The following is a 15,372-nucleotide window of genomic DNA, read 5'->3' on the forward strand; positions in this document are numbered from 1 at the left end:
AGAAAGAGGGTTATTTATATAACATTATTATAAATGGTACATAAAATTATAGAATGGTCGATGCGTAATCGCTTTATTGTGTTGGTGCTGTCGGCAGGCCTGTTTATATGGGGGCTATTCTCTGTACAAAAGAACCCGATAGATGCCATTCCCGATCTTTCGGAAAACCAGGTCATTGTGTTTACCGAATGGATGGGGCGGTCGCCACAGCTGATAGAAGACCAGGTTACTTATCCGCTGGTTACCAACCTGCAGGGTATCCCTAAAATCAAATATGTCAGAGGATCTTCCATGTTTGGGATGAGCTTTATCTATGTCATCTTTGAAGATGATGTAGATGTATACTGGGCCCGTGAGCGGGTGATGGAGCGGATCAGTACAATCTCAAAAACATTGCCGGAAGGGGTTGCTCCACAGCTGGGGCCTGATGGAACAGGTGTAGGACATGTATTGTGGTACACCCTCGATGCTCCGGGTACGGACTTGGGCGAACAACGTGCCATACAGGACTGGTACGTAAAATTTGCCCTGCAAAATGTGCCTGGTGTAAGTGAAATTGCTTCATTTGGCGGTTTTCAGAAACAGTACCAGATCAGCATAGATCCCAATAAGCTTTTGTATTATAAACTTTCTGTACCTCAGGTAATTGCTGCTGTAAGGAGTAATAACAATGAATCGGGAGGACGGAAGTTTGAGATGAGCGATATGGGCTATATCATCAAAACCTCTGGCTATCTTAAATCATTGGATGAAATAGCCAATATTCCGGTTAAGAACCAGAATGGTACACCCATAAAGATCGCTGATCTGGCTACGGTACAGATGACCGGTGAAACCCGGCTGGGCATATTTGACCAGGATGGGGAAGGGGAGCGGGCCGGTGGTATTGTGGTGATGCGCTATGGCGAAAATGCTGCCGAGGTGATAGACCGTGTAAAGGCAAAAATGAATGAGGTGGCAAAAGGGCTGCCTAAAGGGGTAAAGTTTGATATTGTGTACGACAGAGGTGAGCTGATTAAGGAATCGGTAGCCTCTATTAAAAATACGCTGATAGAGGAGATGATCGTTGTATCGCTCATTGTATTTATCTTTTTGTTCCACTGGCGCAGTGCTTTGAGTATCATTATACAGATCCCGATTACTATAGCAGCCAGTTTTATTCTGCTCAATGCTTTCGGTATTTCGTCGAACATCATGTCACTCACAGGTATTGCGCTGGCCATCGGGGTAATTGTTGACAATGGCATTATCATGAGTGAAAATGCGTATAAACATCTGGCAGAGCGATATGAATTGTGGGAAAAGGACCAAAATAAAACGACAACATTATGATAACCTGGTTTAAAAATATATTTAAGAAATCGCCCGACTGGATTACTGAAGAAGACCGTCTTGCGGTGATCACGAAATCCAGCAAGCAGGTTTCAAGGGGCGTGTTCTTTGCAACCGTCATCATCATTACCTCTTTTTTACCGGTTTTTATGTTAACCGGGCAGGAAGGTAAACTGTTTCATCCGCTGGCTTATACCAAAACATTTATCATGATTGTGGATGCCCTGCTGGTGATTACCCTGGCACCGGTACTCATTTCTTTCTTTATGAAGGGGAAATTTAAACCAGACAGTGCTAATCCGGTAAACCGGTTTCTGGAAAAGATCTACGAACCCATCATCAGAACAGTATTGAAATGGAGAAAAACAACCATAGCTGTAAATGTCATTGCTTTATTGATTACCATCCCACTACTTAAAAACCTGGGTACAGAGTTTATTCCGCCACTGGATGAGCAGAGTATCCTGTTTATGCCGGTAACCTTGCCGGATGTATCCAATGCTGAAGCAAAGCGGATTTTGCAGGTGCAGGATAAGATCATTAAATCGGTACCCGAGGTAGATAAGGTATTGGGAAAGGCCGGCCGGGCAAATACTGCTACGGATAACTCGCCTATCAGCATGATTGAAACCATTATTACACTGAAACCAAAAAGTGAATGGCGCAAAGGTATTACCAAAAAAGACATCGTTACAGAACTGGATGCCAAATTGCAGATACCCGGCGTGGTAAATGGCTGGACACAGCCCATCATTAACCGTATCAATATGCTGGCTACAGGCATCCGTACAGATGTGGGGATCAAAGTGTTTGGCCAGAACCTGGATACCATAGCTGCAGTATCTGAAAAGGTAAAGACTGCATTGGAAGGTACACCCGGGGTAAGCGATCTTTTTGTAGAGCCAATCACCGGAGGTAAATACTTGTCTATCAATATTAAAAGAGATGAGCTGGCGCGTTATGGCTTAAATGCAGATGATGTAAACCAGGTGGTAGAGAGTGCTTTGGGTGGTGCGACCATTGGCAATACCATTGAGGGCAGGCAGCGTTTTTCTATCAGTGTGCGCCTGGCACAGGAATACCGAAACAGCGTAGAACGCATTCAGCGTATCCCTATAACTTCGCCCAGTTTTGGCGAAGTTCCTTTGTCTGCCGTAGCAGAGGTGAAATTTGAGGATGGCCCACCGATGATCAGCTCTGATAATGCAATTTTGCGTGGTGCAGTGATGTTTAATGTGCGTGACAGGGATTTGGGTAGTACCGTTCAGGATGCCATGGAAAAGCTGAATAAAGAAAAAGGGGTACTGCCTGAAGGTTATTTTCTGGAGTGGAGTGGGCAGTATGAAAATCTGATCAGAGGGAAACAAACGCTGATGTGGATTGCACCTGTAGTGCTGGTGATCATCTTTTTCTCACTGTATTTTGCTTTCCACTCTGTGAGAGAAGCTTTTTTAAGTCTGATCACTGTCCCTTTTGCCCTGATAGGCGGGGCATATATGATCTATTTCTGGGGTGTAAACTTATCCGTTGGTGTGGCGGTTGGTTTTATTGCCCTGTTTGGGATTGCTGTGGAAACCGGGATTGTGATGGTAATTTATCTGAATGATGCCATGCAGCAGCTGATCAAACTCAAAGGTAACTCGGGTGAAACGATTACTAAAGAAGATCTGAGGGAATATGTGATCCATGGTGCTGCAAAAAGGTTAAGGCCAAAGCTGATGACGGTTTGTGTATCACTATTTGGCCTGGTGCCTGTGCTTTGGGCAACCGGTGTAGGGGTAGATGTCATGCAGCCTATTGTTTTGCCAATGATAGGTGGGGTGCTTACTTCTTCAACACACATTTTACTGGTTACCCCGCTCATCTTTTTAATGTCAAAAGAGTATGAATTGAGGAAATATGGAAAACTGGAGGTGCACGATGTACATCATTAAAAAAATACTATGGATTTTATTGATGCTGCCGTTTTATACAATAGCGCAGCAACGACAGCCTGTACTTTCGCTGGATACCATTTTGCAGCGGATAGATAGAAATAACCTGCTGCTGCAATCGTACGGCTTAAAAGCGGAAAGCTATAAGCATACGGCAAAAGCTGCAACAGCCTGGATGGCACCCATGGTGGGTATAGGGACGTTTATGACGCCATATCCGGGACAGATGCTGATGGACGACAGGGACAAAGGTTCGGTAATGGTACAGCTGGACCAAGACATACCGAATCCGGTTAAGCTGAATGCCAATAAGCGTTATATTGAATCGAAGGGCAAGGTGGAAAATGAAACCCGTGGCATAACATTAAACGAATATAAAACCCAGGCCAAACGTCTGTATTTTGGCTGGCTGGTGGCGCTGCAGAAAATCAGGATTTTACAAGAGAACCAGAAGATCATGGAGATGATGAAGAAGATCGAGGAGATCAGGTATCCCTATAACCAGTCGAAATTAGGGAATATGTACAAAACTGTTGCAAAGCTGGAAGAGAACCAGAATATGATCCGGATGCAGGAAGGTGATATTGCAAGGGCAGGTGCCTGGTTAAACAGCCTGATGAATGTGCAGGGGAATACCCGTTTTACTATTGATACTGCTTACCAGCCCAACTTTGTGCCAGCTGCGGCTATTGATACGGCAAGCCTGGCAATGACCCGTAACGACATCAAAAAAATGGATTATAGTATACAGTCTATGCAGCTGAATATTGAGGCCATGAAAAAACAGAGCAGACCTGATTTTAAATTGAGGTTCGACCACATGTCGCCTTTAACCAATATGATGCCTAAAGCCTTTAGTGTAATGGGCATGGTGAGCATTCCGATAGTGCCATGGTCATCCAAAATGTATAAATCAGAAGTAAAAGGCATGGAATATGAGATACAGGCTATGGGTAAGGAAAAAGCTGCGATGCTGCAGGAAACCCAGGGCATGCTGTACGGTATGCAGTTCGAGATTCAATCGATGGAACAGCGTATTGCAGCAATGGAAAACAAGATTATCCCGACGCTGCAAAAAACACTGGATGTTAGCTTTTTAAGCTATCGCGAAAATAAGATGGAGCTGCCGGAAGTAATTGGCGCGTGGGAAGCGCTGACCATGATGCAGACCAATGTACTTGACGAGAAACTGAAACTTTATTTAATGATTGCAGATTATGAGAAAGAACTTTATCGCTAAGCCCCTGCTGATGTGTTTGGTACTGGTTGCTGTTCTGCTGGTAAGTGCCTGTAACCGCAAAAAAGTAAAGCATGATGCAGCTGACGATCCTGCCATTGTAAAAATAGACAGTAACCTGTCTCATTTGTTAAAACCTTCAAATGAGCAGGTAGTAGCCAAATTACCTGTAATTAAGGCCGATTATGGTACAAAGATATTTACCGAAGAAGTACAGGGCCTGGTAAATTACGATACCCGTAACGAAAAAAGCATTGCCAGCAGGGTAAGTGGCAGAATAGAACGTTTACTGATCAAATACAATTATCAGCCGGTTAAAAAGGGACAGTTGATTATGGAAGTTTATTCGCCCGATCTCGCTGCAGCACAGCAGGAACTGTTGTTTTTGAAAAACTCAGAAAAAGATCCGGCCCTGTTAAATAGCGCTAAACAACGCATAATGCTTTTGGGGATGAATGCTGCTGCGGTCAATCAGCTACTGAAAACAGGAAAGATAAATTACCGCATTCCGGTATACAGCCATGCAAATGGTTATATACTGGAAAAAAATGCTGCTCCGGTTGTTGCTGCCCCATCCCCGACTGGGGGAAGTAACGGATCTTCAGATGGGATGGCTGGAATGGGTAGCGCCGCTTCAACAACTGGTGCTGCCATTAGTAGACCATCAACCCCGGCCAGTACCCCTCTGCTATTGCGTGAAGGACAATATGTAAGTGCGGGACAATCACTATTTACTATTTACAATGCTGATCGCCTGGTGGCCGAATTTTCGTTGAAGCCTGCATTGGCTGCATTGCTAAAAAAGGGGCACCGGTTTGTATTTTATAAAAACAACGAAAAAAATAATATGGAGACGGGAGCCATTGGCTTAATCCAACCTGTATTTAAAGACGGAGATAATTTTACCATTGCCCGGGTGTACCTGCATAAGCCCAGTTTCAGGGTAGGCGAATTGCTGACTGCAAGAATCCCTGTATTGCTACCAAAATCATGGTGGCTGCCGGAATCAGCCCTGGTATCTTTAGGAAATAAAAGAATCGTATTTAAAAAAGAAGGCAATGTTTTTATCCCTAAACAGGTTGATGCCGGGATCACCATTGGAGGGATGGTACAGGTTAAAACCGATATCAGTAACTGGCCTATCAGTAAAAATGCAGCTTATCTGGTAGACAGTGAAAGCTTTATAAAAATATCACAATAGCTATGGAACGGAAAATATTCTTAAAAAACATGGCCCTGATGGCGCTGTTTCCATCGGTATTCATTGCAGCCTGCAGTGAGGGGAAAAAGTCGGCAGCAGGGGTAGGAGGCCAAAAGTTACAGACTTTTACCTGCCCCATGCACCCACAGGTCATAAAAAATGAAATGGGGACCTGTCCGATCTGTGGCATGGACCTGGTGCCGTTTGAAAAGAACAGCAACGATAAGGCTTTAAAAGTAGATGAAAAGCGCCAGGCCCTGGCCAATATTGGCACCCTTATGATTGGCGAAAACAGCCTTTCGGGGGTTAAACAGTTAAACGGCCGTCTGGTGGTTAACCCGGAACAGAGCAGTTACATTTCCAGTAGGATTGCAGGGCGGATAGAGCGGCTTTATGTTCGGGAAACAGGGGTTAAGGTAAAGAAGGGACAACCCTTGTATAAGCTCTATTCTGAACAACTGGCTACGCTTCAGCAAGAATATCTGATGGCTATTGCCCAGGAAAAGCAATTTCAGGGTGATCAAATAGAAAGGCAGATTGTGGCTTCGGCTAAACAAAAACTGTTGCTGTACGGACAATCGGAACAAGAGGTAAAGCAACTGGTTAAAACCCGGAAAAAAGATCCATTTGTGGTTTTTTATGCGCCAGAAGGAGGGATAGTAGCAGAAGTGTCGGTAACAGAGGGACAATATGTAACCGAAGGTAGTCCGGTTTTGCGACTGGAAGGCTATGCACAGTTATGGGTGGAAGCCGATGTGTATCCTGATGAGGCGAAAAATGTGAAAGATGGCCAGAAAGTTAAAGTGGTAATCACTGGCTGGGAAGATCAGCCCCAGGAAATGACCATTAGTTTTATTAATCCTGCACTGGCTTCGGGTACCCAGCTGATGCAAATCCGGGGTTCCATCCCTAATCCTGGAAACCAGTGGCAACCAGGCTTACAGGCCAATGTTTTTTTGCCTTCCGGAAATAAAAGTAAGGCACTAACCTTACCTGTTGATGCAGTGATACGAGATGGGAAGGGGATGCACGTATGGATTAAAAAGGGGAAAGATAGCTTTGAGCCAAGGTTGGTGAAAACCGGGCAGGAGAACGATAACCAGGTAGAAATTTCTGCTGGCCTGAAAAATGGCGACCAGGTAGTGGTAACGGGTGCTTACCTTCTGTATAGTGAATATATCCTTAAAAAAGGAAAAAATCCCATTGAAGGGTTAAAAATGTAATCTTAATTATTAATTATAAAAACAAGAAAATGAAACCAGTAATCAATTTCGCAATTATTTTGGCCGCAGTAACTTTATTTGCAGCCTGTGGAAATACTCAAAAACCCGCTGAAGCAGATCCTCATGCCGGACACAACCATGCCCAGGGTGAAGGTCATACAGCGCCTACGGAACAAGCTACTGCAGGTGTCAGCATTAAAGATGATAAACTGAATGCAGTATACCAGCATTATATACACCTGAGCACCGCATTGGTAAATGAGGATGTGGCAGAAGCAAAGGTGGCGGCTAGCGCCATTGAATTGGGTGCAAAAGAACTGACTGGCGGAACTGCGCTGGTAACCTAGGCCTCAAAAATAACTACCGGGGCAGATATTGAAGCACAAAGGACTGTGTTTTCGGATCTGAGCAATGATTTTATTGCACGTGTTAAAGCTTCAGGTTTAAATTCTGGTGAAGTATATGTTGAGTACTGCCCTATGGCACTGCACGATAAAGGAGCTAGCTGGTTAAGTAATAAAAAAGAAATCAGAAACCCCTATTTTGGCGAAAGCATGATGACCTGCGGCGAAGTAAAAGAGATCATAAAATAATTTTCTGATTACAGGTGTCGTTTAGTATCTTTAGAAAACACTAACTTATACTTATGAAACACTTAATTTTTTTATTGCTGCTTACGGCAATTTCCTTTACAGGCTTTGCCCAGAACAAAGATGCCATTATTGGCAAATGGATTAATTCTTCAGGTGAAGCACATGTTGATATTACCAAAAAAGGTGAAAAATACTTCGGTAAAATTGTATGGTTAAAAGAACCTAAGGATGAAAAGGGAAATGTAAAAACAGATGTAAAGAACCCGGATGAAAACCAGAGGAAACAACCTATTCTTGGCCTTGAGATCTTGAAAAACTTTGTTTTTGATGAAGGGAAATGGACTGACGGCAAGATCTACGATCCAAAATCAGGTAAAACCTATAGTTGTAACATGACTATGAAGGGGAATGACATATTGAACATGAGGGGCTATATTGGCTTCTCGCTGATCGGCAGGTCGGAAACCTGGAAACGTGTAAAATAATTTACTGTTTGTTTTGTTGTTAATTCATGGGAAATAAGGAACTACAAAAAATAATTTTTTGATATCGGGTACAATAAATTAAATATTTTATCGTCTATATAACTGAGAGCGTTAATTTAGATAGCGGGGATACGGTGGATTGCTGTATCCCCGTTTCTTATTTAGCTTTTATAGCATTGAGCAGTGTAGCCAGCTCTTTTGCTTTGCTCGCGTATTTGTCGAGAACATTTTCAGTTTCTCCAGGATCGGTGTTCAGGTTATACAATTGACCACTTGCCGATACACCCATCTCTATACCTGTTAATTTATCGTAAGCAATGCCCTTACCTGGTTCAATGTATTTCCAGTTGTTTTTGATGATGGCCAGTGGGCCTCCCTGTGTAATTAATGTGGTACGGCCTTTTGTGGATTTGCCTAGCAACGCAGGTAAGACATTTTCGCTGTCGGTAGTTTCATCAGCAGGCAGTGGGAGGTTTAAAAGGTAGGAAAAAGAGGCGAGTAAGTCCATTTGGCAAACCATAGCTTCAGATACCTTTGGCAATATGGTGCCTGGCCAACTCATGATCCATGGAACCCTTGTTCCGGCTTCGAATGAACTGTATTTGCCACCCCTGAAAATTCCGGAAGGTTGATGTCCGACACTTTTTGTTACAGCCTCATCTTCATAGCCATCGTCCAGTACCGGGCCGTTATCACTCGAAAAAATAATGAGGGTATTTTTATCCAGTTTCAGATATTCCAGTTGTTTCATGATCTGGCCCACTGTCCAGTCCAGCTGCAATATCGCATCACCCCTTAATCCAAGTTCACTTTTCCCTTTAAACATGGTGGCAGGCATACGGGGCACATGCGGTTCGGTTAGTGTAAAATAAAGGAAAAACGGTTGATTTTTATTCTTTTCTATAAAATCCCGGGCCTTGGTCAGAAATGTTGTGGATACCTCTTCATCTGTCCACCTGGCTTTGTGACCGCCCTCCATGTACCCAATCCTGCCAATACTGTTTACAATGGTATTGTTGTGTCCCTGTCCTGCTGAAGATTTGAGTTTTAGCAATTCCGGATGCTCTTTTCCTGTCGGATCGTTGCCGACCGGATTTTTATAATCTACTCTGATGGGGTCTGTCTGATCCAAAGCCAGTATTTTATGATTTTCCATAAAAACAGTTGGGACCCTATCGGCTGTTGCCGGAAAAATAAATGAATAATCGAAGCCCACTTCATTTGGCCCGGGTGTTACTTCAGTATTCCAGTTTTTTTCTACTTGTTTACCCAACCCGAGGTGCCATTTACCTACAACTGCGGTTTGATAACCAGCTTTTTTAAATACTTTAGGCAGGGTAGTCGTATTTGTTGGAACAATCAGTGCCGCGTCGCCAGGTAAAATTTCTGTTCCTTTTTGGCGCCATGGGTATTGCCCTGTCATAACCGCGAAGCGGGATGGGGTACAGGTGGCTGAAGTAGAATGCCCGTTGGTAAAGCGGATGCCATTTTTTGCAAGTTTGTCAAGGTTTGGAGTATTTATTTTAGTAGCACCATAGCAACTCAGGTCGCCATAACCCAAATCATCTGCATAAATAAAAATAACATTTGGTTTTGCCGTTTGGGCTGATAGATGAATCGTTGTGCCAAAAAGAAGGAATGCTAAAATCAGAATTGTTGTTCTTTTCATATAGAATTGAATGGTTAAATAATGTTGTAAATTACCAATTGAACATTATATAAGCGCTTTATAATTGCTCCATTTTTGCACAAACGTTTGCGTTGTGTTGTAAATAAAAAGCCAGGTCATCCAACCTGGCTTTCAAACAAAACTTAGATCTAACCAAACATCTAATTGCAGTCAATATAGAAATTGTACTGTGGACGTCAAGGGCGGATTCGAACCGCCGTCAAAGGTTTTGCAGACCCTTACCTAACCACTCGGCCACATGACTATATTTTCAATCTTTCACCGATTGATGATACAAATATATATAAAGTCTATTAAATTACTAGACTTTTTTTTAATTATTTTTTTATTTATTGTAAAAGAGGTTTAAAAAGACGCTAAAGGATTGTATGAGCAGACTTTATTTTTCAGTTTCTTTTAATGCCCTGTTTAAATTTCTTAATGTGATACCCAGATATTCAGAAAGGTTTTGATTGGTAAATGCAAGGTTTTGAGCATTAAGGGTTACTTGTAACTGCGGTAAGAGCTCGGATATGGCATACAATTGTTGTCGGGCCCCCTTTGCAGGGCACTTTAAAAGTGAGCTTGCATGAGAAGTGGGGGCTAAAGGATACCATGCTAAGAAATTTACAGATAAATCCTATCTGGATTTTAAGTAGTTTCGTCTTATGATGGACAGGCCCGAAAAGAAACCAGTTAAACTGGATAAGAAAAGTGCTTTAGCTAAGGCTGAACATTATTGTGCTTACCAAGAACGCTCTCAGCAAGAACTGCGAGATAAATTGTATGAGTGGGGGCTTTGGAGCAATGAGGTGGAAGAAGTGATATCGGAGCTGATACAAACCAACTTTTTAAATGAAGAGCGTTTTACAAAGGCTTACGTTTCGGGTAAGTTTAACATAAAGCACTGGGGCAAGATGAAAATAAAGCAGGGACTTAAATTGAAACGTGTGCCCGATAAGATGATTTCGAATGCACTTAAGGCTATAGATTATGATGAATATTTAAAGACTATATTGATGCTGGCAGAAAAAAAGCTTCCTTCAATAAGTGAAAAGGACCCTTATAAAAGAAAATATAAGCTGGTGTCTTATCTGCTGGCCAGAGGTTTTGAGAATGATTTGATTTTTGAGGTGTTGAAGGCCAATGACTTAGCTTAAGGGCTTCATTTTTATGAAAAATAACTTGACGTTAAACTAAAAGTATTTATATTTGCAATCCCAAACGGAAACAAGGTGATTAATTTTAACCCTGACCTAAAAAGGGATAACATCGGATGGTGTTAAGCAATGCGAAAGTAGCTCAGTTGGTAGAGCACGACCTTGCCAAGGTCGGGGTCGCGAGTTCGAATCTCGTCTTTCGCTCTAAATGTTTTCAATACCAGGAAGACATTTATAAAAATTAATCCTATCAATGTTTTGATAATGATTATGCTCAGATGGTGGAACTGGTAGACACGCAGGACTTAAAATCCTGTGACCTTAAAAGTCGTGCGGGTTCGATTCCCGCTCTGAGTACAAAAAAGCCACAGCGGACATTGTGGCCTCTGGTAATGCGAAAGTAGCTCAGTTGGTAGAGCACGACCTTGCCAAGGTCGGGGTCGCGAGTTCGAATCTCGTCTTTCGCTCAAAAAGCCTTCGATAATTATCGAAGGCTTTTTATTTTGATGTCAGTAATGTACCAATATTGGTTGCCGTCCGTTCCAGGTTTTTACTGGTGTTCTTCATAGCTTCAGTCAGGTCAGCAGGTTCATTTCCTATTGCCATTAATACATTAAAATACTTTAGCAATTCTGCTCCAGGTTCAAGGGGGACTTTTCCTGCAAGGCCAATAACAGGAATATGACTTTCAAAAGCTTTTTTTGCTACACCAAATGGGCCTTTTCCCTGAAGGGTTTGTAGGTCTATGCTCCCCTCGCCGGTAATCAGCAGGTCGGCCTTTTTTAATTCCTTATCAAAATTGGTTAAGGTTAAGAAATATTCAATGCCATTTACCAGTTTCGCTTTTAAAAAGGCATACAGCCCCGCTGCTGCACCTCCGGCAGTACCGCTATAGGTGAGGCTGGCTATAGGCCTTTTAAATTGTTCATCTGCTATTTTGGCCAAGCTGGACAGAAAATGATCAAGCCGGGCTATTGTTGCTTCATTGGCGCCCTTTTGTGGACCAAATACGGCGGCGGCACCATTGCTGCCCAACAATGGATTGTCAACATCGCAAAGAATAACAATTTCACAAGCAATGGCCCTGGGATCGGCCCTGGAAACATCTATCCGTTTAATATTTATCAGCTCTTCAGGAACAGGATTTAAGCGATTCCCATTCTGATCTAAAAAAGTAAACCCCAATGCATTCAAAATACCACAGCCGCCATCAACAGTTGCAGAGCCACCCATGGCGATAATGATTTTATTTGCGCCTTTGTCCAATGCAGCTTTAATCAATTCGCCAGTGCCGGATGAAGATGCCCTCATTGGATTTAATTCTGCTGTTTTTAACTGTTTGAGACCTGAGGCTTCTGCCATTTCGATCACTGCCGTCTGCCCATCATCTATTAAGCCAAATGAAGAAGTGATTTCTCTTCCCAGCGCATCATGTACGGTAACTTCAATACGCTTTCCTCCGCACTTTTCAATGATCAGGCTGGCGGTGCCATCCCCACCATCTGCAATGGGAAAGCAGGAAGTAGTGCAGTTAAGGTTACTTAAATGTAATCCATTCTGGATAGTTATTGCTGCATCTGTGGCAGTAAGACTATTCTTGAAGGCATTTGGGGCAATCAGGATATGCATCATTATAAGAACTTCGATAAAATATAAACCATGGCAAATGAAGTAAGCCCCATCAGGACGGTAGCCACTGAATAAACCCTGAGCATTGTTTTCATGTCTAAGCCGGAGAACTTTGCAATAACCCAGAAATAGGCATCATTGGCATGAGAGATCATCATAGATCCGGCACCCATGGCCAGTACGCAGAGCAGTTTGCCGGTTTCAGTATCCAACCCTAATACCTGCAGCAGGGGAAGGACAATAGAAGCGGCAGTGATAATGGCTACTGTTGATGAGCCTTGGGCTGTTTTTAAGACGAAAGTGAGCAGAAATGGGAAGAACAGCCCCATGCTATCCAACGCAAGCGATTCGCTTAAGTGGGTGCCGATCTTGATGGCGGCAAGTATGGCTCCAAATGCACCGCCGGCACCAATAATAACCAGGATTCCACCTGCTTTTTCGGCCGAATCCTGTAAAAGGTGGCCAAGTTCTGCTCTTTTCCACGATTTTTTGCAGAAGAAAGTAAGTAAAATGCCAATGATTAAGGCAATTACAGGATCGCCAAAAGAAAGGATCGCGGTCATCCAAGCTTTATCCGGGGTGACTTCTATAGTAACGAAAGATTTTAGGGCAATAAGGACTATAGGAACTACAATAGGCAGGAACGACTGGATAACAGATGGCTGATGCAACCGTACATCCGTTGGAGTTTCTTCTTCAACTACAGGTAGAGGGAGATTTTTACCTGCATACCGGGCCCATATATTTCCGACCATCATAGCCGGTATGGCTACAAGGCTGCCAATCAATATCAATTTGCCAATATCTGCTCCAATTATACCTGCGGCGGCGGCACTTCCGGGATGGGGTGGAACCATACAATGAACAGAATACAGGCCTGTTGCCAGGGATACTGACATAATTACAATGGATATGCCGGCGCGTTTTGCCAATGTCTTATTTAAACCACTCAATACGATATAACCAGAGTCGCAAAAAATAGGTAAGCCTACAATATACCCTGTAATGCTGATGCCCCATACTGTTCGTTTTTCGCCAAGTTTTTTTAAGATGTAGTTGGCCATAACTGATGTGCTGCCTGTATATTCCAGTAATATCCCTAAAGTTGTCCCCAGCAATATAATCAGTCCGAGTGATTTGATAATGTTGCCAAAACCTTCCTTCATGATATTTACCACATCTGTTAAGGATAAGTGTGCGCCTAAGCCAACAAGAAAGCAGCCTATTATTAACGCAAATGCTGCCGGTACTTTAAATTTTGTAGTCAGCAATACAATGATGGATATGCCGGCAAGCAGGCAGATCAGCAGATATATAAAAGAAGTTTCCGGTGGCATAAGATCATTTGGTTTTTGTCTTGTTACTAATGTAATGTTTTGTTATAATCTTTTATATTTATAGCAGACATGTACAGGCAATTTTTATTAAAATAGTTATGATGAAGCATTTTTTTTGGTCTAAGATATTTTTAACCCTGTTGCTGCTGTGTTTAATACAAACTGGTTTTAGTCAGGATCTGTCTTTTTTGTGGGACCAATATGGTATTTACAGGGAGCCAGCCTTGAAAGACCGTTTTTTTAAACATAGTGATCTTGTTCCTTTGTTTCAAAAACTGGAAAAATCGGGTCTTTTTAAAATCGAAATTGCAGGCGGTTCTGCACAGGGACGCAGTGTCTATCACCTAACAGCTGGAAGGGGAAAGATAAAGGTATTGCTGTGGTCGCAAATGCATGGTGATGAAACCACAGCCACAAGAGCATTATTTGACTTTTTTAATTTTTTAAAGGCCAATGATAAGAATGATGAGCTGAGAAATAAACTGCTTGATCAGCTTGAACTTCATTTTGTGCCTATGCTGAACCCGGATGGAGCTGAAATGTTTAAAAGAAGGAATGCGTTGGATATTGATATCAACAGGGATGCAAGAATGTTGGTTAGTCCGGAGGCAAGGATATTAATGGACATAGCCAAAAAAATTAAACCTGATTTTGGGTTTAACCTGCATGATCAGAGTACACTGTATTCGGCTGGACGTAGTAAAAATACGGCAACAATTTCTTTTCTGGATCCTGCCTTTAATTATGCAAAAGATATGGATGACGTACGTAAAAAAGCTAGGCTGGTAATTTTACTGATGAATAACGTGCTGCAAAAGCTTATGCCTGATAAAGTTGCAAAGTACAATGATGATTATGATCCAAGATGTTTTGGTGATACTTTTCAAGGGATGGGTATTGCAACTATCCTGATCGAATCGGGTGGTTATCCTGGAGACCCTGAAAAAGAATACATCCGTAAACTGAATTTTTATGCTCTTTTAAGTGCGCTGAACTCCATAGCTGATCAGTCTTATCTGAAAGAAGATGTTGTACAATATGAAAAGATTCCGGAAAACAACAGGTCTTTATACAACGTGCTGATCCGAAATGTAAAAATAACCAAACAGGGTAGTGTCTTTTTAACCAATTTGGGTATAAACCATACGCAGGTTAAGGACAGTGATTACAGGGGAGTTAGTTACCAGGGAAGTATTGATGAACTGGGCGATGTAGAAAGGGTATATGGTTATGATGAGGCAGATGCCGGAGACTTGAATTATACGCCTGGTAAATTGAAAATACTGACAAAAAAAGAGTGGGAGAATTTAAGCGCTGAATCTGAAGTTCAACTGATAAGGGAAGGTTATTTGTTTATAAAATGGTCGGATGCAAAGTCGCCCGCAGGTCCGGTAAAAAACAGGTTGCTGAATCTGACGAATAGTACTAGCGTGTCTGGACAGGTTGGTTTAAATCAAGCAGCTAACTTTCTGCTTACCAAACAGGATAAACCGGTTTTTGCAATTATTAATGGTTTTTTACTGAAGTTGGACCAGCCGGTAAAAGTATTACACAATACCTTTGGATATTGAG

At 42.4% G+C, this 15,372-nt stretch carries 11 protein-coding genes, 4 tRNA genes and 1 pseudogene; 12 read left to right on the forward strand and 4 right to left on the reverse strand.

The annotated features are described in order from the left end of the window. Positions 1-33: 33 nt before the first annotated feature. From HDC92_RS14085 to HDC92_RS14115, 7 genes and pseudogenes are all read left to right on the forward strand, one after another. A complete protein-coding gene (locus HDC92_RS14085; protein ID WP_015808861.1) occupies positions 34-1,332 on the forward strand; it encodes an efflux RND transporter permease subunit in 1,299 nt (432 codons plus the stop codon). Beyond that, positions 1,329-3,266, forward strand: a complete 1,938-nt coding sequence (locus HDC92_RS14090; RefSeq protein WP_183875407.1) for an efflux RND transporter permease subunit — start codon at positions 1,329-1,331, stop codon at positions 3,264-3,266. The genes HDC92_RS14085 and HDC92_RS14090 overlap by 4 nt, the downstream gene beginning before the upstream one ends. Further along, positions 3,253-4,506, forward strand: a complete 1,254-nt coding sequence (locus HDC92_RS14095; RefSeq protein WP_183875409.1) for a TolC family protein — start codon at positions 3,253-3,255, stop codon at positions 4,504-4,506. The genes HDC92_RS14090 and HDC92_RS14095 overlap by 14 nt, the downstream gene beginning before the upstream one ends. Then, positions 4,484-5,704 carry an efflux RND transporter periplasmic adaptor subunit gene (locus HDC92_RS14100; RefSeq protein WP_183875411.1) on the forward strand — a complete coding sequence of 407 codons (1,221 nt, stop codon included), beginning with the start codon at positions 4,484-4,486 and terminating at the stop codon, positions 5,702-5,704. The genes HDC92_RS14095 and HDC92_RS14100 overlap by 23 nt, the downstream gene beginning before the upstream one ends. A 2-nt stretch (positions 5,705-5,706) precedes the next feature. Further along, a complete protein-coding gene (locus tag HDC92_RS14105) occupies positions 5,707-6,927 on the forward strand; it encodes an efflux RND transporter periplasmic adaptor subunit (RefSeq protein ID WP_183875413.1) in 1,221 nt (406 codons plus the stop codon). A gap of 29 nt (positions 6,928-6,956) precedes the next feature. Then, positions 6,957-7,520, forward strand: a pseudogene (locus HDC92_RS25330) (DUF3347 domain-containing protein). 53 nt (positions 7,521-7,573) lie between these two features. Beyond that, positions 7,574-8,005 carry a DUF2147 domain-containing protein gene (locus tag HDC92_RS14115; RefSeq protein ID WP_015808855.1) on the forward strand — a complete coding sequence of 144 codons (432 nt, stop codon included), beginning with the start codon at positions 7,574-7,576 and terminating at the stop codon, positions 8,003-8,005. Between the two features lie 157 nt (positions 8,006-8,162). Here HDC92_RS14115 and HDC92_RS14120 read toward each other — a convergent pair whose 3' ends face one another. Together HDC92_RS14120 and HDC92_RS14125 are read right to left on the reverse strand one after the other, a co-directional pair. Then, positions 8,163-9,674, reverse strand: coding sequence for a sulfatase family protein (locus HDC92_RS14120; RefSeq protein WP_183875415.1), 1,512 nt, complete (start codon positions 9,672-9,674; stop codon positions 8,163-8,165). Positions 9,675-9,865: 191 nt separating this feature from the next. After that, a tRNA-Cys gene (locus tag HDC92_RS14125) sits at positions 9,866-9,939 on the reverse strand. A 403-nt stretch (positions 9,940-10,342) separates the two neighbouring features. On the opposite strand from HDC92_RS14125, the gene HDC92_RS14130 reads away from it, so the two are divergent. The 4 genes from HDC92_RS14130 (at position 10,343) to HDC92_RS14145 (ending at position 11,301) form a co-directional block, all read left to right on the forward strand. Next, a complete protein-coding gene (locus HDC92_RS14130) occupies positions 10,343-10,834 on the forward strand; it encodes a regulatory protein RecX (RefSeq protein WP_183875417.1) in 492 nt (163 codons plus the stop codon). A 131-nt stretch (positions 10,835-10,965) separates the two neighbouring features. Then, positions 10,966-11,038: transfer RNA gene (locus HDC92_RS14135), tRNA-Gly, on the forward strand. 68 nt (positions 11,039-11,106) lie between these two features. Continuing rightward, positions 11,107-11,191: transfer RNA gene (locus tag HDC92_RS14140), tRNA-Leu, on the forward strand. Between the two features lie 37 nt (positions 11,192-11,228). Next, positions 11,229-11,301 (forward strand) — tRNA-Gly (locus HDC92_RS14145). Between the two features lie 31 nt (positions 11,302-11,332). Here HDC92_RS14145 and HDC92_RS14150 read toward each other — a convergent pair. Continuing rightward, on the reverse strand, positions 11,333-12,466 hold the full coding sequence (locus HDC92_RS14150) for a glycerate kinase (RefSeq protein WP_183875419.1): 1,134 nt from the start codon (positions 12,464-12,466) through the stop codon (positions 11,333-11,335). Further along, the gene (locus tag HDC92_RS14155) at positions 12,466-13,800 is read right to left on the reverse strand and encodes a GntP family permease (protein ID WP_183875421.1); all 1,335 of its coding nucleotides are present in this window, start codon (positions 13,798-13,800) and stop codon (positions 12,466-12,468) included. Before HDC92_RS14155 ends, HDC92_RS14150 begins: the two co-directional genes overlap by 1 nt. 98 nt (positions 13,801-13,898) lie before the next feature. On the opposite strand from HDC92_RS14155, the gene HDC92_RS14160 reads away from it, so the two are divergent. Further along, positions 13,899-15,371, forward strand: a complete 1,473-nt coding sequence (locus HDC92_RS14160; RefSeq protein ID WP_183875423.1) for a M14 family zinc carboxypeptidase — start codon at positions 13,899-13,901, stop codon at positions 15,369-15,371. The last annotated feature ends 1 nt before the right edge of the window (position 15,372 follow it).

It is taken from the genome of Pedobacter sp. AK017 (assembly GCF_014200825.1).
GTDB classification, from domain to species: Bacteria; Bacteroidota; Bacteroidia; order Sphingobacteriales; family Sphingobacteriaceae; genus Pedobacter; species Pedobacter heparinus.

Coding starts and splice junctions, on each gene's coding strand:
- HDC92_RS14085 (WP_015808861.1), top strand. CDS start 34: ATGGTACATAAAATTATAGAATGGTCGATGCGTAATCGCTTTATTGTG.
- HDC92_RS14090 (WP_183875407.1), top strand. CDS start 1,329: ATGATAACCTGGTTTAAAAATATATTTAAGAAATCGCCCGACTGGATT.
- HDC92_RS14095 (WP_183875409.1), top strand. CDS start 3,253: ATGTACATCATTAAAAAAATACTATGGATTTTATTGATGCTGCCGTTT.
- HDC92_RS14100 (WP_183875411.1), top strand. CDS start 4,484: ATGAGAAAGAACTTTATCGCTAAGCCCCTGCTGATGTGTTTGGTACTG.
- HDC92_RS14105 (WP_183875413.1), top strand. CDS start 5,707: ATGGAACGGAAAATATTCTTAAAAAACATGGCCCTGATGGCGCTGTTT.
- HDC92_RS14115 (WP_015808855.1), top strand. CDS start 7,574: ATGAAACACTTAATTTTTTTATTGCTGCTTACGGCAATTTCCTTTACA.
- HDC92_RS14120 (WP_183875415.1), bottom strand. CDS start 9,674: ATGAAAAGAACAACAATTCTGATTTTAGCATTCCTTCTTTTTGGCACA.
- HDC92_RS14130 (WP_183875417.1), top strand. CDS start 10,343: ATGATGGACAGGCCCGAAAAGAAACCAGTTAAACTGGATAAGAAAAGT.
- HDC92_RS14150 (WP_183875419.1), bottom strand. CDS start 12,466: ATGATGCATATCCTGATTGCCCCAAATGCCTTCAAGAATAGTCTTACT.
- HDC92_RS14155 (WP_183875421.1), bottom strand. CDS start 13,800: ATGCCACCGGAAACTTCTTTTATATATCTGCTGATCTGCCTGCTTGCC.
- HDC92_RS14160 (WP_183875423.1), top strand. CDS start 13,899: ATGATGAAGCATTTTTTTTGGTCTAAGATATTTTTAACCCTGTTGCTG.